The sequence below is a fragment of the Parvivirga hydrogeniphila genome (genome assembly GCF_023371205.1).
Lineage (GTDB): Bacteria > Actinomycetota > Coriobacteriia > Anaerosomatales > Anaerosomataceae > Parvivirga > Parvivirga hydrogeniphila.
Genome location: NZ_JAMCCO010000001.1, coordinates 288,499 through 307,220, shown reverse-complemented (window position 1 = coordinate 307,220; position 18,722 = coordinate 288,499). Strand labels below are relative to the sequence as shown.

General features: G+C 68.3%; 16 protein-coding genes. 10 read left to right on the top strand and 6 right to left on the bottom strand.

The window, feature by feature from the left end; translation table 11 throughout:
- Window positions 1–36 precede the first annotated feature (36 nt).
- From MX659_RS01490 to MX659_RS01480, 3 genes are read left to right on the top strand one after another with little or no spacing between them, the layout of a single operon-like run.
- On the top strand, window positions 37–513 hold the full coding sequence (locus MX659_RS01490; protein WP_267191719.1) for a TIGR00725 family protein: 477 nt from the start codon (window positions 37–39) through the stop codon (window positions 511–513).
- Window positions 510–1,328, top strand: a complete 819-nt coding sequence (locus MX659_RS01485; RefSeq protein WP_267191718.1) for an SDR family NAD(P)-dependent oxidoreductase — start codon at window positions 510–512, stop codon at window positions 1,326–1,328. Before MX659_RS01490 ends, MX659_RS01485 begins: the two co-directional genes overlap by 4 nt.
- Window positions 1,328–2,998: a PEGA domain-containing protein gene (locus tag MX659_RS01480; RefSeq protein ID WP_267191717.1), complete on the top strand. Its 1,671-nt coding sequence runs from the start codon at window positions 1,328–1,330 to the stop codon at window positions 2,996–2,998. Before MX659_RS01485 ends, MX659_RS01480 begins: the two co-directional genes overlap by 1 nt.
- Before the next feature lie 283 nt (window positions 2,999–3,281).
- Here MX659_RS01480 and zwf read toward each other — a convergent pair whose 3' ends face one another.
- Window positions 3,282–5,648, bottom strand: coding sequence for a glucose-6-phosphate dehydrogenase (zwf, locus tag MX659_RS01475; protein ID WP_267191716.1), 2,367 nt, complete (start codon window positions 5,646–5,648; stop codon window positions 3,282–3,284).
- 103 nt (window positions 5,649–5,751) lie between these two features.
- On the opposite strand from zwf, the gene MX659_RS01470 reads away from it, so the two are divergent.
- Together MX659_RS01470 and MX659_RS01465 are read left to right on the top strand one after the other, a co-directional pair.
- Window positions 5,752–6,492: a hypothetical protein gene (locus tag MX659_RS01470; RefSeq protein WP_267191715.1), complete on the top strand. Its 741-nt coding sequence runs from the start codon at window positions 5,752–5,754 to the stop codon at window positions 6,490–6,492.
- Between the two features lie 25 nt (window positions 6,493–6,517).
- A complete protein-coding gene (locus MX659_RS01465; protein ID WP_267191714.1) occupies window positions 6,518–7,831 on the top strand; it encodes an alkaline phosphatase family protein in 1,314 nt (437 codons plus the stop codon).
- 28 nt (window positions 7,832–7,859) lie between these two features.
- Here MX659_RS01465 and MX659_RS01460 read toward each other — a convergent pair whose 3' ends face one another.
- The gene (locus tag MX659_RS01460) at window positions 7,860–8,597 is read right to left on the bottom strand and encodes a PHP domain-containing protein (protein WP_267191713.1); all 738 of its coding nucleotides are present in this window, start codon (window positions 8,595–8,597) and stop codon (window positions 7,860–7,862) included.
- 105 nt (window positions 8,598–8,702) lie between these two features.
- Complete coding sequence (gene serS / locus MX659_RS01455; RefSeq protein ID WP_267191712.1) at window positions 8,703–9,986, bottom strand: serine--tRNA ligase; 1,284 nt, start codon at window positions 9,984–9,986, stop codon at window positions 8,703–8,705.
- A 134-nt stretch (window positions 9,987–10,120) separates the two neighbouring features.
- Between serS and MX659_RS01450 the strand changes: the two genes are divergently transcribed.
- From MX659_RS01450 to MX659_RS01440, 3 genes are all read left to right on the top strand, one after another.
- On the top strand, window positions 10,121–11,473 hold the full coding sequence (locus MX659_RS01450; RefSeq protein ID WP_267191711.1) for a Sau3AI family type II restriction endonuclease: 1,353 nt from the start codon (window positions 10,121–10,123) through the stop codon (window positions 11,471–11,473).
- 81 nt (window positions 11,474–11,554) lie between these two features.
- Window positions 11,555–12,931 carry a DNA cytosine methyltransferase gene (locus MX659_RS01445; RefSeq protein WP_267191710.1) on the top strand — a complete coding sequence of 459 codons (1,377 nt, stop codon included), beginning with the start codon at window positions 11,555–11,557 and terminating at the stop codon, window positions 12,929–12,931.
- Window positions 12,825–13,274, top strand: a complete 450-nt coding sequence (locus tag MX659_RS01440; protein WP_323745480.1) for a very short patch repair endonuclease — start codon at window positions 12,825–12,827, stop codon at window positions 13,272–13,274. Before MX659_RS01445 ends, MX659_RS01440 begins: the two co-directional genes overlap by 107 nt.
- Here MX659_RS01440 and pheA read toward each other — a convergent pair.
- Complete coding sequence (gene pheA / locus MX659_RS01435; RefSeq protein ID WP_267191708.1) at window positions 13,234–14,061, bottom strand: prephenate dehydratase; 828 nt, start codon at window positions 14,059–14,061, stop codon at window positions 13,234–13,236. The genes MX659_RS01440 and pheA overlap by 41 nt on opposite strands.
- Window positions 14,058–15,638 (bottom strand): GGDEF domain-containing protein, encoded by a 1,581-nt coding sequence (locus MX659_RS01430; protein ID WP_267191707.1) that lies wholly within the window; start codon window positions 15,636–15,638, stop codon window positions 14,058–14,060. The genes pheA and MX659_RS01430 overlap by 4 nt, the downstream gene beginning before the upstream one ends.
- Window positions 15,639–15,722: 84 nt before the next feature.
- Between MX659_RS01430 and larB the strand changes: the two genes are divergently transcribed.
- Entirely contained in the window at window positions 15,723–16,496 is a 774-nt protein-coding gene (gene larB / locus MX659_RS01425; protein ID WP_267191706.1) for a nickel pincer cofactor biosynthesis protein LarB, read from the top strand.
- Complete coding sequence (larC, locus tag MX659_RS01420) at window positions 16,493–17,683, top strand: nickel pincer cofactor biosynthesis protein LarC (RefSeq protein WP_267191705.1); 1,191 nt, start codon at window positions 16,493–16,495, stop codon at window positions 17,681–17,683. Before larB ends, larC begins: the two co-directional genes overlap by 4 nt.
- Window positions 17,684–17,861: 178 nt before the next feature.
- Here the strand turns inward: larC and MX659_RS01415 are convergent, their stop codons facing one another.
- A complete protein-coding gene (locus MX659_RS01415; protein ID WP_267191704.1) occupies window positions 17,862–18,698 on the bottom strand; it encodes an A/G-specific adenine glycosylase in 837 nt (278 codons plus the stop codon).
- Window positions 18,699–18,722 lie beyond the last annotated feature (24 nt).

Below are 18,722 nucleotides of genomic sequence, written 5' to 3'. Positions count from 1 at the left end.
CCGCTCCTGCGCTACCATCGCACCGGGGGTGGTGCGATGCGGACGGTCATCGGCGTCATGGGCTCGGGGCACCCGCTGGATGCAGCGGGCGAGGCGCAGGCGCGGGCCCTGGGGCGCCTCATCGCGCAGGCCGGCTACGTCCTGCTCACCGGCGGACGGGCCTCCGGCGTGATGGACGCGTGCTCTGCCGGCGCCAAAGAGGCGGGCGGGCTGGTTGTCGGCGTGCTGCCTGACGCGGACGCTTCCTCGGCCAGCCGCCACCTCGACGTCGCGATCCGCACCGGCATGGGCGACGCTCGCAACGTCATCAATGTGTTGTCGAGCGACGCCGTCATCGCGCTTCCCGGCGGAGCGGGCACGCTGTCCGAAGTGGCGCACACGCTCAAGGCCGGGAAGCCCGTGATCGTGGTCGGCTGGGACCCTGGGCCTGCACTGAGAGCCGCCGGACGCATCCTCGACGCCTCGACTCCCGAAGAAGCCATCGCGCTCGCCCGCGAGGTGATCGGCCGATGAGCCGCCTCTCCGGCGCTGTCGTGGTCATCACCGGATCGACCCGCGGCATCGGGCGTTCCATCGCCAGCGGCTGCGCCGAGCGGGGCGCGACCGTCGTCGTTTCGTCCCGGAGCGACGACGCCGTTCGCCGCACCGTCCACGAGTTCGCGGCCTCCGGCTGGCGGGCCTCCGGGATCGCGTGCGACGTGTCGCGCCACGAAGACGTCGAGGCGCTGTTCGAGCACGCCATCGACTACCACGGGCGCGTGGACGTGTGGGTGAACAACGCGGGGCTCTCCGCCGGCTACCGCTACTTGGACGAGGTGTCGCCGGACGAGCTCGAGGCGATCGTTCGCACGAACGTGCTCGGGACGATGTTCGGGTGTCGGCTTCTCGTGCCGTACTTCCGCGAGCACGGCGGCGTGCTCCTGAACGTCGGTGGCCGCGGCTTCCGCGGAGATGCGACCCCGCACACCGCCGCCTACGCCGCCACCAAAGCGGCGGTGGCGAGCGTGACCAAAAGCGTCGCCGCGGAGAACCGCGACGCGCCAGCGATCCACGTGCACATGCTCGTCCCAGGCATGGTGCCTACCGCCTTTTACGAGGACATCGCCGTGAGCCCGCGGCTCGAGAGCAGCAGACACGACGTCGCGCGAGCGCTGGACGCTTTCGGCGTGTCGCTTGCCGAGGTCGCTGCGAAGACCGCCACGATACTGGACGGCCCGGCGTGGAGCGGCACCGGGCGCACCTTCACGCTGCTTCCGCGCACCCGCGTCGTCGCGGGCATCGCGCGCATGGTGTTCGGGCGACGGCGACGGCACGCGGAGGGGCCGTGATGGCCGGCCGGCACGCACGACGCAGGCCGAGACGTGCGCGGAGCCGCTCCTCGCCGCTCGTCATCGACCGCGCGGTGCCGAAGGTCGGCGGGGCGTATCGGGCGGCGCCTACCGGGCGGCCGCGCGTGGACGCAGCGCCTCGTCGACGGTACGGCCGCAAGCGCAGCACCGGTCGTTTGCTCGCAGGCGTGCTCGTCCTCGCGGCCCTCGCGGGACTCGCGGCGTTCCTGCTCACGCGTCCCGCCGCGATAACCGTCCGCGCCACGCCGTCGGATGCGGTCATCGTCCTCGACGGCTCGATCTCGGCCACCGGGACGCTCGAGGCCCGCGAAGTGACGCCTGGCGCTCACACCGTCCGCGTGACGCGCAAAGGCTTCGCGCCCGTCGAGCGCGCCATCACCGCGAAACGCATGCGCACCGCGCGCCTGAGCCTCACGCTCGCCCCGTTGCCCCTCGAAGTGAGCGTGCGCACCGAACCGTCGGGGGCGACCTGCACCATCGAATGCGCCGACGGAAGCACCGTCGAGACGCTCACGCCCTGCACCGTGCGAGCGCCTGCGGGCCAGACCACCGTCCGGCTCACGAAGACCGGGCGGAATCCGTTCGAGCGCCGCGTGTTCCTCGACGAGCCGCTTGCGATCTCGTGCATCCTCGACCCCGAGGGCCAGCTGCTGCACGGGCTCGGCACCATCGCCACCTCCGGCGCGCCCAAAGGCGTGTCGATCACCCCTGATGGCCGCGAAGTGTGGACGAGCATCCTCAACGGCCCGCCGTCCATCGAGATCTTCGATGTCCGCACGGGCAAGCGCACAGGCGAGATCGACCTCGGCGAGCACGGCGCCGTGGAGGTCATCTTCAACCGCGTGGGCACCCTGGCGTACACCTCGCAGATGGAGACCGCCCGATGCTTCGAGATCGACGTCAAGACGCGTCGCGTCCTGCGCGCCTTCGACACGAAAAGCGCATGGACGAAGTGGGTGGAGCTCTCGCCCGACGAAAAGACGCTGTACGCGAGCAACTGGTCGGGAGACGACGTCTCCATCATCGACCTCGCCACCGGCGCGCTTGTCAAGCGCGTGCCCGTGTCGAACACGCCGCGCGGGATGTACGCGACGGCCGACGGCACGACCCTCTACGTCGGCGGCTTCGACAGCGGCCAGCTCGACCGCATCGACCTTGCGACCGGCAAGGTGACGGCCGCTTTCACGGGCGGCAAGGCGCTGCGGCACCTCGTCGGCGACGAGCGCACGGGACGGCTGTACATCTCGGACATGGCAGCTGACTGCGTGTGGGTCCACGACATGCGCACCGGGACCACCAAGAAGCTCGTCGACACCGACGAGAAACCCAACACCATCGTCCTGTCTCCCGATGGGCGCGTCCTGTTCGTGAGCTGCCGTGGCGAGAACAATCCGAAGTCCTACTACCTCCCTGGGCCCGAGTGGGGCTCGATCCTCGTATTCGACGCGCTCACCGGCCGGCCGCTCGACGCCGTCGTGTGCGGGAACCAGCCGACCGCGCTCGACATCAGCGCCGACGGGCGGCTGCTGGTGTCGAGCGACTTCCTCGACAACCGCTTGCGCCTCTACGAAGTGCCTCCGTACGAGACGCTTCTGAAGGGCGGGGGCGGCCGATACGAGGCTCACTTCGCGGAGATTAAGAAGCGCTGAGCCGTGCGGCGTCTTGCCGGGCGACTCGTTCGGTGCTAAATTGTTAGCGCCATCACGGAGTTTCGACGAGCGGCTTACTCCCTATGAACGTGTGTCCTCATATCGGCATGTGCTACATGACCTCTGACCAGGCCGGTTACTCGCCTGAGTTCGCGCGCATCGTCCGGTCGCGCTACTGCCGCCGAGACTTCACCTCGTGCTCTCGCTATCAAATCGCACGATCCTTCGGCGATACGTCGCTCGTCCCCGAGAATCTGCTGCCCACCGAAGGCCACGTGGCGAGCTAACCACCCGCCGCTTCGTGTCCGCCGAACCGGTTCCGGAGCGCGGACAGCACCTTGCCGGCGTACGACGGCCGTTCGGCCGAGCGCTTACGGAACTCCAGCGATTCTTCGATCACCGGAACCGGCACGCCGAGCGCACGCGCCGTCTCCACCGTCCACTGCCCCTCGCCCGTGTGCGCCACGGTGCTCGACACGCCGGCGAGATCAGGGCCGAAGAGCTCGAACGCCTCCCGCAGCCAGCCGATCAGCCGGGACTCGATGACGCTCCGCCGGTTGTAGACCTCCGCCGCCTTCGGCAGGTCGATCCCGAGCGGCGCCGCGTCCAGGACGGCGAAGCCCTCAGCGATCGCCTGCATCATGCCGTACTCGATGCCGTTGTGGACCATCTTCACGAAGTGCCCGCCGCCGTGCCCCTCGAAGAAGCGGTAGGCGTCGCGCGCCGCCACGTCGCGCCACAGGTGCTCGAGGCGCTCGAAGTCCGAGCGCTCGCCACCGATCATCAGACACGCGCCAAAGCGCGCTCCGCCCGGTCCGCCGGAGGTCCCGACGTCGAGGAAGCGGACGCCGCGTTCTGCGAGCCGTTTCGCGCGTCTCTCGGCGTCGGCGAAGTGCGAGTTGCCGCCGTCGATGACCGTGTCGCCTTCCTGCAGGAGCTCCGCAAGGCCGCCCTCGCCGAACAGCGCCTGCTCGGTCGGCTCGCCAGCAGGCAGCATCAGCCACACGACGCGCGGCGGCGGGAGGAACGCGACGAGGTCCGAAAGCGTCCGCGCGGGCAGCAGGCCCTCGCCCGCCATGCGCTCGGCGACCGCGAACGTGCGGTTGTGGCCGACGACCTGCCACCCGTGGTCCAGCAGGTTGCGAGCGAGCGCGGCGCCCATCTTGCCGAGGCCGACCACGCCGATCCGCTTCGGGCGCGCATCGGCCTCGTCCAACCGCGCGAACGCCCGGTCGCGCACCTCGGAGGTGTCGGGTTCGTAGAGCTCCAGCGGCACGGCCCCTGTGCGCCACACCTGGAGCCACGGATCGATGAAGCGCCACATCTCGCGCACCTCGTCGGTGCTCACGAACAGCGTCTGATCGCCCTCGATCGCATCGAGCAGCAGCGTCGCGTACTCCTCGACGTACTGGACCTTCTCCTGCTTCTCGTACAGGAAGAAGGTGAACTCCCGCTTCTCCAGCTCGTGCTCGAAGCCTGGCTTCTTCGCCCAGAACTCGATGCGGATCGACTCGTGCGGCTCCAGTTGGAAGATGACGCGGTTCTCGTACGGACCCGGGCGCGACGCGTCGCACAGGCACGCGTCCGGGGCGCGGAAGGTGACGGCGATCTGCTTGAGCGGCTCACCCATCCGCTTGCCTGACTCCAGCGTGACCGGCACGCCGCCCCACCGCGGCCCGCTCAGGTGGAACCTCAGCGCGAAGTACGTCTCGGTGTCGGAATCCGGCGCGACGCCTTGGATCGCGCGGTAGCCGCGGTGCTGCGCCCTGAACGAACGGGCGGCCATCTCGTCTGCCGGCGGCGGCGTGAGCGTGCGCAAGAACCGCGCTCGCGCGTCGCGGATGGAGCGGGCCGAGAGGTCGTCTGGGCGCTCCATGCCCACGAGCGCGAGCATCTGCAGCAGGTGGTTCTGGCCGACGTCACGAAGCGCTCCCACGCCGTCGTAGAACGCGCCACGCTTCTCGACGCCGATCGATTCGAGGAGCGTGACATCGATGCGCTGGATGGATTCCGCGTTCCACGACGGCTCCATGAGGGTGTTCGAGAAGCGGAAGCTCAGGATGCCTTGGAGCATCTCCTTGGCGAGGTAGTGGTCGATGCGGTAGATCTGCTCCTCCGCGAACAGCGAGCCGAGCACCTCGTCGAGCTCTTGCGCGCTCGCACCGTCCTTGCCGAACGGCTTCTCGACGAGCACGCGCGTGCAAGCGCCGTCGGCGTCGCACCCCGTGACCAGACCGCTCCCTGCGAGGCGCTCGAAGATGGTGCGGTAGTGCTCCGGGGGCACCGCAAGGTAGAACAGCCGGTTGCACCGGCCCTCCCACGTGCTCGCCACCGCCTGGATGTCCGCAGCAAGCGCGTCGTACGCCCGGGGGTCGTCGAAGGTGCCTTGCTGGTACGAGAAGCGCTCCACGAAGGCGTCGAGGGCCGCGCCGCGAGGCGCCGCGCCGGGATACGCGTCGATGATGGCGCGCACGTGAGCGCGGAAGTCCTCGTCCGTCCAGCTGCGGCGCGAGAAGCCGATCACGCGGAAGCGCTCTGGCAGCCGCCCTCGTGCAGCGAGGTACGCCAGGGAGGGCACGATCTTGCGGGCCATGAGGTCGCCGGTCGCACCGAATACGACCAGCGTGGTGGGGTCGAGCGTGGCGTCCATCGGTCTCCTTCCGTCCGAACACTCGGAGTGTGGTACCCGCGCGTCCGTTCGTTCAATCACGGCGACGCTGACCGCCGCGGCCGCAAGCGGGTACACTGATTGCATGGAGCGCTCGATCGCCATCGCAGAGATCGCCGGCCGCGACAGCGTCGCCGCTGCAGTCGCCGCCGTCCGCGAGCACGGCTTCGAGACCGTGCTGCCGACCATCGGCTACACGGGCACCGAGGTCGGCGACAAGGAGGCGCCGTACCGCGCAGTGGAGCGGCTGCGCAGCGCTCTTCCGCCGCACGTGCGCGTGCTCGACCCCGTGCCGCTCGCCGATCCTGCGCTGTGGTCGGCGATGAACGCGCTCCCCATGGCCGAGGTGCTCGCGCGCTACGGCGTCTGCTCCCCGTGCCTGGCATGCCACCTGTACCTCCACCTCTTGCGGGTGCCGCTCGCGTGGTCGCACGGCAACGCGCCTGTCATATCCGGCGAGCGCGACACGCACGACGGCAGGATCAAGCTCTCCCAGACGGCGGCGAGCATCGACGCCGCGACCCGGGTCCTCTCGTACGCGGGCGTCCCGCTGCTCTCGCCGCTGCGCTCGATGAGCGGAGAGCAGATCGAGGCCCTCACCGGCACCGACTGGCGCCAGGGCGAGCGGCAGATGGGCTGCCAGCTCTCGGGCAACTACCTCAGGCTCGACGGGAGCGTGTCGTACGACGAGGCCGGCTACGCGCGCTACCTCGCCGAGTTCTTCGAGCCGGTCGGCCGCGCCGTCGTCGACGCCTTCCGCGCCGAGCGCGAGGGCGGCGAGGCGAGCGACTTCGCGGCGGTCGTACGGACGGTGCTCGAGCGGTGAGCGAGGCGTTCTCGGCGAGGGCGCGATGACGCGGGCGGGCGACTCCTCGCTTCCGATCGTCCTTGTGGTGCTCGACGGCCTCGGCGACAGGCCGCACGCCGAGCTCGACGGCCGCACGCCCGCAGAGGCCGCCAACACTCCGAACCTCGATGCGCTCGCCAGGCTCGGGCGGTGCGGGTCGCTCCATCCGCTGCGGCCGGGTCTCGCTCCCAGCTCCCATCAGGCCCACTTCGCGCTGTTCGGGTACGCGCCCGAGGACTTCCCGGGACGAGGGCTTCTGGAAGCCATCGGCGAAGGGCTCCCGCCGGACGCCGGCGAGGTCGTGCTGCGCGCGAACCTCGCGCGCGTGAGCGAGCGGAACGGCGTGCTGTGGATCGACGAGCGGCCCGACCCGCGCCACGGTGCGGCCGACCTCGACGGCGTTTCGCTGGATGCTCGGATCGACGGCGTGGCCGTGCGGTTCGTCTACACCGGCGGGCTGCAGGGCCTGCTCTACCTCCGTCCGCTCGACGGCCGCCCGATCTCGCACTTCGTGAGCGACGCGGACCCGCTGCGCGCGAACGTCCCGGTCCTCAAGGTCATGCCGCTCGAAGAGGCGCCCGACCCGGACGCTGCCGCCCGCACTGCCGCCGTCCTCAACGCGTGGATGCGCTTCGCACGGCGGATCCTCGCTGGGCGGGACCTCGACTTCATGCTCGTCAAGTGGGCCGGCTCGCAGCCGTCCATCACGCCGTTTTCGCGCCGCTTCGGCCTGAAAGGCGTCTCGCTCGGGGCCGGCGTGCTGTACGCGGGGCTCGCTGCCGCGGTCGGGCTCGACCACGTGGAGATCCCGATGCGCGCCGATCCGCACGAGGACGTGGCCGAGCGCGTCGAGGCGACGCTCGGGCTCCTGGCCGAGGGGTACGACTTCGTGCACCTGCACACCAAACACCCCGACCACGCCGGACACACCAAAGACCCGCGCCACAAGGCGGAGGTGATCGCAGCCTGCGACCGCGCGCTCGCCCCTCTGGTGCACGTGGCCGAGCGTTTTGAGGCCGTCGTCGTGGTCTGCGCCGACCATCAGACGCCGTCCGCAGGCCCGCTCTACCACGGCGGCGGCGCGGTGCCGCTCGTGATCGCCGGCGGCGTGATCGGCGCTGACGAGGTCGCGGCCTTCGGCGAGGAGCCGTGCGCCCACGGCTCGCTCGGCTGGGTCGTCGGCACCGACGTGATGCCGATCGCGCTGGACGCCGCCGACCGCTCGGCATTCCTCGCTGACCGCGTGACGCCCCATCTCGCGCTCGGAAGGCCGCGCGCGGAAGACCTCGTGCCGCTCGAGCCGGCCGACGAGGGCTAGCGAGGGCTCGGGCGCAACCCGCGCGCCCTCAGACGGCTGCTGAGCGGGCTTCCGCGACGCCCGGCGAGCGCATCGCGATGAACGCCTGGCGGAGCCCCTCGAAGCTCACCTCGGGAAGCTCGATCTCGCTCGTGCGCCTGCCCATCTCGTCGAGCGAGTGCGAGTCCGACGAGGAGATGTGCGCGATGGCGAGCCCGTCACGGAAGCGCGAGCGCGACGAGCAGTCGATGAGCTCGATCGCGTGCGCGGCGTGGCTCTCGACGAGCTCGTGCACGAGGTCCGAATCGATGAAGCGGTAGTCGCCGAAGGTGCGGTCGACGTGCCCGACGACGCAGATGCCGCCGATCGCGTCGATGAGCGCCGCGACCTCGAGCGGGTCGCGGTGCACGCACAGCGCCGGCAGCCCGTCGATCGGCGCAGGCATACGCCGCAGCCCGAGACCGTCCATGAGGGCGGCGAAATCGCGCAGGTACGTCGCCGGCGAGAACAGCGCCACGAGGTGCGTCTCCTCGCCTGCGTGACGCACCTTGATCTCGCTGCCGGGGATGACGCACAGCCGCCGGCCCGTCGTTGCAGCGACCTCCTCCGCGGCCGCAAGCAGCAGCGGGACCCACAGGACGCTGAAGTGGTCGGTGGCGCCGAAGACGTCGATGCCGCACTCCAGCGCACGTTCGACGATCTCGTGCGGCGTCGTCGCCGTATCCCCCCGGTAGTCGGTGGGGATGAGTGGCGTGTGGTTATGCAGGTCGATCGTCACGCGCGGCATGATGCGGCTCCTCGGCGACATGATACGCCCTTCGGACCGCTTCGAACATCGCGGTAATGGCCGACCCAGCCCCCGCACCGCGCCCGCGTTCCGCACGCCTGCGGCCTACCCCGCGGGCCGGATGACCTCCTGGCCGCCCATGTACGGGCGCAGCGCCTCGGGAACGACGACGGAGCCGTCAGGCTGCTGGTAGTTCTCGAGGACCGCCACCAGCGTGCGACCCACCGCAAGCCCGCTGCCGTTCAGCGTGTGCACGAAGCGGCTGCCCTTGAATGCCGCCGGGTCGCGGTACTTGATCGACGCGCGTCGGGCCTGGAAGTCCCAGCAGTCGCTGCAGCTGGAGATCTCCTTGTAGCCGCCGTACGACGGCAGCCACACCTCGATGTCGTAGGTTTTCGCGGACGAGAAGCCCATGTCCCCCGTGCAGAGCACCACCACGCGGTACGCCAGGCCGAGCGCCTGCAAGATGTGCTCCGCATCAGCCACCATACCTTCGAGCTCGTCGAGAGACGACTCCGGCGTCGTGAGCTTCACGAGCTCCACCTTGTCGAACTGGTGCACGCGGATCATGCCTCGCGTGTCGCGCCCGGCCGCTCCTGCCTCCTCGCGGAAGCACGGCGTGTACGCGCAGTACTTGAGCGGCAGCGCAGAGGCGTCCAGCACCTCGTCGCGGTGCAGGTTGGTCAGCTGCACTTCCGCCGTGGGGATGAGGTAGAGCCCTTCTGAGGTCTTGAACAGGTCCTCTTCGAACTTCGGCAGCTGGCCCGTGCCGAGAAGCGTCTCGGCGTTCGCGAGCGCCGGAAGCGACCACTCGGTGTAGCCGCGCTTAGCGTGCTCCTCCAGCATGAAGTTGATGAGCGCACGGTTCAGGCGGGCCCCGTCGCGGCCGAGCACCACGAACCTGCTCTTCGCGAGCTTCACGCCCCGCTCGAAGTCGATGATGCCGAGCTCGGGTCCGAGGTCCCAGTGCGCCTTGGGCTCGAAGTCGAACGCCGGCGGCGTCCCCCAGCGGCGCACCTCCACGTTCGCCGACTCGTCCGGGCCGACAGGCACGCTCTCGTGCGGGATGTTCGGGATCGTCAGCAGGAGGTCGCGGGTGGCCGCGTCGACGGCCGCGAGCGCCTCCTCGAGGCCGGCGATCTCGTCGTTCAGGCCGCGGACCTGCTCCTTGAGCGCTTCAGCTGCGGCCGCGTCGCCTGCCTTCATGAGCGCGCCGATCTCCTTGGACGCGGCGTTGCGCGCCGCCTGGCGGCTTTCGGTCTTTGCGATGAGCCGCCGTCGCTCGGCGTCGAGCTCCAAGAACCGGTCGATGTCCCACGACGCGCCCCGGTTCGCGAGCGCCTGGCGCACGAGATCGATGTTGTCGCGGACGAACTTGGCGTCAAGCATGGGACCTCCCGGAAGCCAGGGCCGATACACAGCGAAGTATAGCCATTGATCGCCGGCCGCTGTCCGCACATCGAAGCCCCACGCCCGGCTCACGTGGTATCTTCACGGAGCCGGGCGTCACGACGGAGGATTCTATGCCGAACGGTACAGAGTTGCCCTACGACCCGACGGATCGAGACTCTATTCTGGCGCATGCACAGCGCCTGATAGGGCGCACGTTGCGCGAGATGGCGCGCGACCTTGACGTGCAGATCGACTTCACGTCCGACAAGGGCGGCTTCGGAAGCGCACTTGAGCGGCATTACTTCCGCATCAATCCGGGGAACAAGAGCGAGCCCGACTTCGAGGAGGCCGGGATCGAGCTCAAGTCCACGCCGCTGAAGAGGGTGCGCTCCAAGCTGGTCGCGAAAGAGCGTCTGGTGCTAGGCATGATCGATTACTGCGCAATCGTGGGCGAGCAGTGGGAGAACAGCTCCTTCCTTCGCAAGAACGCCCACCTGTTGTTGGTCTTCTACTTGCATGAACCGGGTAAGGACCCGGCAGATTTCGTCATCAAGATAGTCCGCCTGTGGGAATTCCCTCCGGAAGACCTCGAGATAATCCGTCAAGACTGGCACAAGATCGTCGCGAAGATCCGCGAAGGTCGCGCTCACGAGCTCTCCGAGGGAGACACGCTCTACCTTGCGGCTTGCACGAAGTCAGCCGATTCGTCCAAGAGGACCAAGCAGCCATACTCCAGCGTCCCTGCAAAGCCACGAGCCTTGGCGCTCAAGGCTTCCTACATGAACTCGATCATCCGAGACAGCCTTGAGCGGCGCGAAAAAGCAGGCCTCCGTCCGCTTGTCGACGCGCAAGAGCTCTCGAAAACCGACTTCGAGAGCGCCATCGCTGAGCGGTTCGCACCCTACATCGGCAAGACGGCAGACGAGATCGCAGGATTGCTCGGGGTCAAGGCCAGCAGGTCATCCAAGGGCTACTTCGCTTCGATAACAGATGCCATACTCGGCCTTTCGCCAGGCGAGCGGGCTGCGGAGTTCGAGAAAGCGGGTCTCGTGGTTCGCACCATGCGGATACTGCCCTCTGGACGCCCCAAGGAAGACATCTCGTTCCGGGCGTTCGATTATCGAAAGCTCGTCGAACAGACGTGGGAGGAGAGCGACCTCAGAGAAGAGCTCAGCAAACGCTTCTTCTTCGTCATTTACCGACTCAATGCATCAGGGGCGCCCGTCCTTGCTGCGACGCGCTTCTGGAGCATGCCGCTGAATGACGTCGAGACCCATGCAAGGGCCTGCTTCGAGGAAACCGTCTTGCGAATAAGAGAGGATCGAGCCGAGTATCTGCCTCGCAAGAGCGACAACCCTGCAGTCCATGTCCGCCCCCACGCGCGCGACTCGCGCGATGTCATCGAGACCCCGTCCGGCAAGAAGCTCTGCAAGAAGTCCTTCTGGCTCAACGGGTCGTACATCAAGGACCAACTTGGACTGTGAGCGCGCCCTTATGCCGCGCGCTTGATCTTGTCATCGTCTCGCCGTATGATTCTCAAGAGACGCCATGAGAGGCTGTGACGGATGATGCGCGCACGTGTCGCTGAGATGTTCGCTGGGGTCGGGGGGTTCAGGCTCGGGCTCGAACGCGCGGGCTGGGAGGTCGTCTGGAGCAACCAGTGGGAGCCTTCCACACGCGTCCAGCACGCCTCCGAATGCTACGTGGCTCAGTTCGGGCAGGGCGGGCACGTGTGCGAGGACATCGAGGCCGTCCTTCGAGGCTCCCGCCCCGAGGACATCCCCGACCATGAGCTGCTTGTCGGGGGCTTCCCCTGCCAAGACTACTCCGTAGCGAAGCCTCTTCCGCAAGCGCATGGCATCCAGGGCAAGAAGGGCGTGCTGTGGTGGTCGATCCACAAGATGGTCGATATGAAACGGCCGCCCCTGATCCTCCTGGAGAATGTCGATCGTCTCCTGAAGTCCCCTGCTTCAAGAAGAGGCAGGGATTTCGCGATCATCCTGTCATGCCTGAATCAGCTTGGCTACGACGCAGAGTGGCGCGTGATCAATGCCGCCGATTACGGATTCCCGCAGCGCAGGCGAAGGGTCTTCCTGTTCGCTGCCAGACGCGATTTGACAAGCACCCGTTGGCTGCCGGGCGACCGCCTCCTGCAAATAGGCGTCTTCGCTCGGGCGTTCCCGGCGGTCTTCGACCCGGCCATCAAAGAAGACGAGCCGTCCGTAGAGTTGGACCAGGACCCTTATGCCGTTTCCGAGCGGTTCGGCGAGGGATTGCGGACCAGCCCGTTCCAGAATGCCGGCGTGATGATTCGCGGCAGGGTGTGGACCGCCAAGCCGACCCCGGTGTACGCGGGTCCCTTCACGACCTTGGGCGACGTCGTCCGAAACACCCCTCACGTACCGGAGCGCTTCTTCATATCCGACGATGCCGTGGACCGCTGGGCGTACCTCAAGGGACCGAAAGCTGAGCCGCGGACCGACAAGAAGACCGGGCACGTATACCTGTATTCCGAGGGCGGGATGGCCTTCCCGGACCCTCTTGACCGCCCAGCCCGCACAATCCTGACCGGTGAAGGCGGGTCCTCCCCGTCCCGCTTCAAGCACGTGATAACCGACCCGGGAACCGGCCGGCTGCGCCGTCTCACGCCTGAAGAGCTCGAGGAATTGAACGGGTTCCCGCGCGGGTGGACCGATACGGGGATGTCAGACACCAGGCGAGCCTTCATGATGGGGAATGCTCTCGTCGTTGGTGTAGTTGAGCGACTAGGGAAGGCTATAGCCGAGGAGTTCCTGTCGGTTCTTGCAGAGGAGCATGACCCGCGTGTCACGCACGATGCCCCCCATACCGCCGCCGACCTCCGGAGCGGTCTCGAAATCGATGAAGGGCAACCGGGGGACGAACACGAACCCGGAGCTCTCGTTGCGGCGTCTGCTTCGTGAGGCCGGCTTTCCGGGCTACCGCCTCCATTGGAAGAAGGCACCGGGGCGCCCCGACATAGCCTACCCTGGCCGCAGGATCGCCGTGTTCGTCCACGGCTGCTTCTGGCATCGCTGCCCGTACTGCAACCCTCCGCTGCCGAAGAGCCATCAGGAGTACTGGGTCAAGAAGTTCGACCTCAACCGCGAACGCGATGCGAGGAAGATCCGCGAGCTGGAGCAATCGGGGTGGACGGTTTTCGTGATATGGGAATGTCAGCTCAAGAGCGACGCCGAGGCAGCCCTCTCCCCGCTCCTGGCCGCCCTCAGCGTCGGCTCGCGCGGGGGTAGCTCCCCAAGACCTTGACCTCGCGCAGCTTCAAGCGCAGACAGTCCAGCGCAAGCCGCACGTTCGGGTCTTCTACGTGGCCCTCGAGGTCCACGTAGAACATGTATTCACCGAGCGAGCGCTTGGTTGGACGCGACTGGAGCTTCGTGAGGTTGATGTCGCCGTATGCGAACTCGGCCAAGATGGTGAGCAGCGCACCAGGCTTATCGCGCTTCAAGAACAGCGCGAGCGAGGTCTTGTCGTGGCCGGTGCGCTCGCGGATGCCGCGGCCGATCACCACGAAGCGCGTCTGGTTGCCCGCGTAGTCCTCGATCGCCGGCTCGCGCACCTCGCCGCCATACAGCTCCGCAGCCAGCCGCGTCCCGATCGCCGCGACCGTCGGGTCGGCGACCGCACGCTGCACCGCCTCGGCCGTCGAGTTCGCCGCCACGATCGCCCGGCCCGGTAGGTTGCGCGCCAGCCACTTCCGGCACTGCCCGGATGCTTGCGGGTGGCTGGTCACCGTCGTCACCCTCGCGAGGTCGACGCCCGGCGCCGTGATGAGCGCGTGGTGGATGTCGAGCACCACCTCGGCCTGGATCTCCAGCTGCGTGTCGAACGCGAGCGCGTCCAGCGTCGCAGGAACGCTGCCCTCGACCGAGTTCTCTATCGGCACCACGCCGGCGTCTGCAAGCCCGCGCTCGACGGCGTCGAAGACCTCCTCGATCGTGCCGTACGGAACGCGCTCGATGCCTTCCTCGCCAAGCGCAAGCACCGCTTCCTCGCTGAAGGTGCCCGCTGGTCCTAGAAACGCGTAGCGCTTCACGCGTCCTCCCCGTTCCCGCCGGTCGATGACGGCGCCGCAACCGGCCTGCCGAATCTCGTCAGCCGGATCCGCGGCGCCCGCACGCGGTCCTTGCCGCTTTCCTTGGCATAGTACACGGCGTCGTCGGCCGCGCGCAGCAAAGACTCCTTGTCGTCCGCATGCACGGGCATGTTCGCTACACCCACGCTGATCGTGATTCGGATCGAGGGCTCGCCGTCTTCGTCTTTGAACCGGTGCATCGCGACGTTCTCGCGGATCTTCTCAGCGACGATGAAAGCTCCCGCCGCGTCGGTCTCGGGCAGGATGACGGAGAACTCCTCGCCGCCGTAACGCACCACGACGTCGACCTCGCGCACGGTGGACTTCATGATCGCGCCAAGCTCCCGAAGCACCGAGTCGCCCACGAGATGTCCGTGCGTATCGTTGACGCGCTTGAAGTCGTCGACGTCGATCATGAGGAACGAAAGGGTCTTGCCGTACCGCCGAGCGCGCGAGATCTCCTCATCAAGGCGCTGCTGCAGGTAGCGGTAGTTGTACAGCCCGGTGAGCTCGTCGGTGTTCGCGAGCCGCCGCGTGAGCTGATAGAGCTGCGCGTTCTCCACAGCCACCGCGAGCTCCGCCGACACCGCTTGGAGCACGCGGCGGTCGTTCTCGTCGAGGCTCTCGATGAGCCGTTGCTCAGCGCAGATCACCACGCGCAGGTTGTGGTACTCCAGCACGTCGAAGCATCCGAAGGACCCTTCGGATGCTTCGGACTCCAACAGCGCCTCGCCGGACACGTACGCCAGCGCTGGCCGCTGCGATGGCGTCCCTCGCGTTGCAGAGAACACCGTCTCGTTGGAGGAGGTGTCGACGACGAACGCGCTCATCGCGTCCCACCCCAGCAGGCGCAAGACGACGTCCAGAACATCGCCCCCCACGGAATCGACGTCCAGCGTCGAGTGGAGCATGTCGCTCACTTGCGCGACCGCCTCCATCTCCATGACCCGCTGCTCGAGCTGCGTGTTCAACGCCTCGACCTGCTCGCTTTCCATCTCGACAGAGAAGGCGCGCTCGGTCTGCTCGCTGATGATCCTCCCGAGCACCCACGCGAACGCCACGAGGATCGCGACCTTCGCGAGCAGGAAGGGGTACGTCGCCGGCTCCACGAGAACGTGCCCCGCCATCACGTGCCCAAGCACGTACGACAGCGCGAGCAGGCTCGCCCCCATCCATCGCTGCGGCAGACCGGATCGCACGGCGTGGATGACCGCCCCTGCGAAGAAGAGCGCGTAGTAGGGGTCTTCGTACCCGCCTACCGCTGCCGTCAGCACGGCGAGGGCGATGAGGTCGGTCGGGAGCGTCAGGACGAGCGCTTTCGACATGTCCATCCGCGGCCAAACCAGCACGGCCGCCACGGTCACGACCGTGCCGAGCACCCACAACGCGGTGCCTACGAAGTGTAGGTCCCGCTCGGTGGCCGAGGGAAGCTGGTTCACCCACCACCACTGCATGAAGACCATGAGCGAGGCGACGCCGATCCGCGCGACGAGATACGTCGCATCGGCCAGGTCGAACGTTCGCTCTTCGGACTCCACCTGTCGCATCGCTTCCGCAGCGGCCGCTTCGCAAACAGTATATCCTCTAGCGGTACCTGCCGAACCTGCACACGAGGAGGACGAGTGGACGCAGCATCGCTTCGGGCCCTTCTTGAGAAGGTCGCGTCGGGCGAGCTCGACGTGCAGGCCGCCGCTGAGGAGCTCGCGCGCCTGCCGTTCGCCGACATCGGCGAAGCGAAGATCGACCACCATCGCGCACTGCGGTGCGGCTTCCCCGAGGTCGTCTTCTGCCAAGGCAAGTCGCCTGCGCAGGTCCGCGCGATCGCCCGCGAAATGCTGGAAGCGGGCCAGGTCTTCGTCGGCACGCGAGCGACCCCCGCGCACTACCAGGCGGTAGGCCAAGTCGCGCTCGACGCTCGCTACTTCGAGGACGCGCGCCTGATCGTGGTGGACCGAAGACACGAGCGGCCCGCTGTCGGCAATATCGTCGTAGCGTCAGCGGGAACCGCGGACACGCCGGTGGCCGAGGAGGCAGCGATCGTCGCCGAAGTGATGGGCAACCGCGTCACGCGCCTGACAGACGTGGGCGTCGCCGGCGTCCACCGGCTGCTCGCACACGTCGATCTCCTGCGCGGCGCGTACGTCATCGTCGTCGTGGCCGGCATGGAAGGCGCGCTGCCATCGCTTATCGCGGGGCTGGTGTCATGTCCGGTCATCGCGGTGCCGACCTCCGTCGGCTACGGTTCGCACTTCGGCGGGCTCGCGCCCCTCCTCACCATGCTGAACTCGTGCGCGGCCGGCATCGGCGTCGTCAACATCGACAACGGTTTCGGCGCGGCGGCGCTCGCTTCCCGCATCAACCACGCTGCAGCAGGCGCGGTCGGGGACCTGACGTGATCGCGTACCTCGACTGCGCCGCGACGGGCGTGTCCGGCGACAAGTTCGTCGGCGCACTGTTGTCGGCAGGCTTCGACGAGCGCGAACTGCGGCGCGCGCTGGCACCAATCGGCCTCGCGGACGCCGTCACAGTCGTGGAGCGGAAGACCGGCGGTGTCGTCGCGCTCGGCATCGAGGTGGCGTGCGACGATGCGCCTCCGCTCCGCACGTGGCCGGAGGTGCGCGACCTCGTGCAGGCAGCCGGCGCCCCCTCAGAGGTGCTCGCGCGGGCCACGGACATCGTGGCCGCGATTGCGCACGCTGAGGCGCGCGTGCACGGCGTTGCCCTCGAAGAGGTGCATTTCCACGAAGTCGGCGCGTGCGACACCATCGTCGACGCCCTCGGCGCTGCGCTGGGCATGCACGCCCTCGGCATCGACGCGCTCGTGTGCAGCCCGATCGCCGTCGGATCCGGCACCGTGCGTGCGGCCCACGGGGAGCTTCCAGTCCCGGCTCCTGCGACCGCGCTGCTGCTGGCCGGCGCGCCCGTGGTCGCAGGCGCGGCGGCAGGCGAGCTCACCACGCCGACGGGTGCCGCCATCGTCCGCACGCTGGCCGCCTCCTTCGGCGCCGTACCGCCGATGCGCCTCGCGGCGGTCGGCCGGGGCGCGGGGTCGCGCGACCTAGGCGTACCTAACCTCGTGCAGCTCCTCGTCGGCGAGCCGCTCGCACCGAAGGAGCTGCCTCCCGGCACGGAGCCGGTGGTGCTGCTCGAGACGAACGTCGACCACCTCTCGCCAGAAGCGCTCGCGTTCGCCTGCGAGCGAATCCTTGAGGCCGGCGCGCTTGACGTGTGGCAGACGCCGATCGTGATGAAGAAAGGGCGCGCTGCGTACCTGTTGAGCGCGCTCGCCTCTCCTGAGGCCGCCGCCGAGCTCGCCGCCGCCATCGTCCGGGAGACTGGCACGCTCGGCGTACGCGTCTGTCCCACCGAGCGCTTCGCTGCCTGGCGGTCGACCGTGGAGCTCCATACCTCCCTCGGGAGCGCGCGCTTCAAGGTGTGGCGCTCCGGCGAGCGCGAAGGGATCCGGGTGGAGCACGACGACGCTGCGCGCATCGCTCGCGAAACGGACGCACCGCTTGGCGACGTCATCCCGCGGCTGGAATCCGAGGCGCGCGACGCGCTCGCTCGGGAACAGAAAAGGTAGGGCCCGCCGGAGGGGCGGCCAGCGGGCCCTTCCGCTGCCATCAGATTCTTTCCAGCGCCCGCGGCAGCGGCGTCTCGGCGCTAGCGCCCGCTTCTGGAGCGCCAACCGAATCTGTTCCAGATATCGGCACGCTCGCCGCGGAAGTTGAGACCTTCCTGCGACCTTCCGGCCAAGAGGTTCACCGGGGGAGCCGCCACCGTCCGTCGACGCGCACGGCGAGCCCCTCGCGCTCCAGCGCCTCAAGCGCCCGCGCGATGCGCTCTCGGGCGATGCCGCTTCGAGAAGCGACCTCCTCCACGCTTGCTGCCTCCACCTCGGCCAGCGCCCGGAGCGCCGCGCCGCGGGCCTCGCGCGCAGAGCCCGCGAACGGCGCTTGCTTGCCGTGATGGGCGCTTCGCCGAGACGGGTTCGGCGTCGACCGCTTGAGCGCGGCGCCGTAGTCCATGAGAGCGTAGTACCAGGTGCGCGGATCCTCGCGGTCGAGCGTGGCCTCCACGAGCGGCATGAGCGCGCGATCGGGCACTCCGTGCTCGTCCGGGAAGAACCAGTGGATGAGCGCCGCGCGGATGTTCGTCTCGAGATACGGCACCGCCACGCCGAACGCGAACGCGAGCACCTGCGCAGCAGTGGCGTGCCCCACCCCTGGCAAGGCCCGGAGCTCCTCGTACGTCGATGGAACGCGGCCCCCGTGCCGCTCAGCGATACCCTTCGCGGCCTCGTGCAGCGCCTTCGCGCGGCGGTTGTACCCAAGCCCGCTCCACGCGCGAAGCACGTCCGCGAGCGGCGCTCCCGCGAGCGCCTCCACGCTCGGGAACGCGCGCAAGAACTCCTCGTACTTGGCAGCCACCCGGGCGACCTGGGTCTGCTGGAGCATCACCTCGGACACGAGGATGGCATACGGGTCGCGCGTACGGCGCCAGGGAAGGTCGCGCCCCGAGACGCGATAGTGTTCCAGCACCGCCGCGCGGAACTCCGCGAGGCGCTCGGCTCCGGCCTCATGCTGCAGCATGCTCATCGAGCGGCTACTATACCAGCAGCC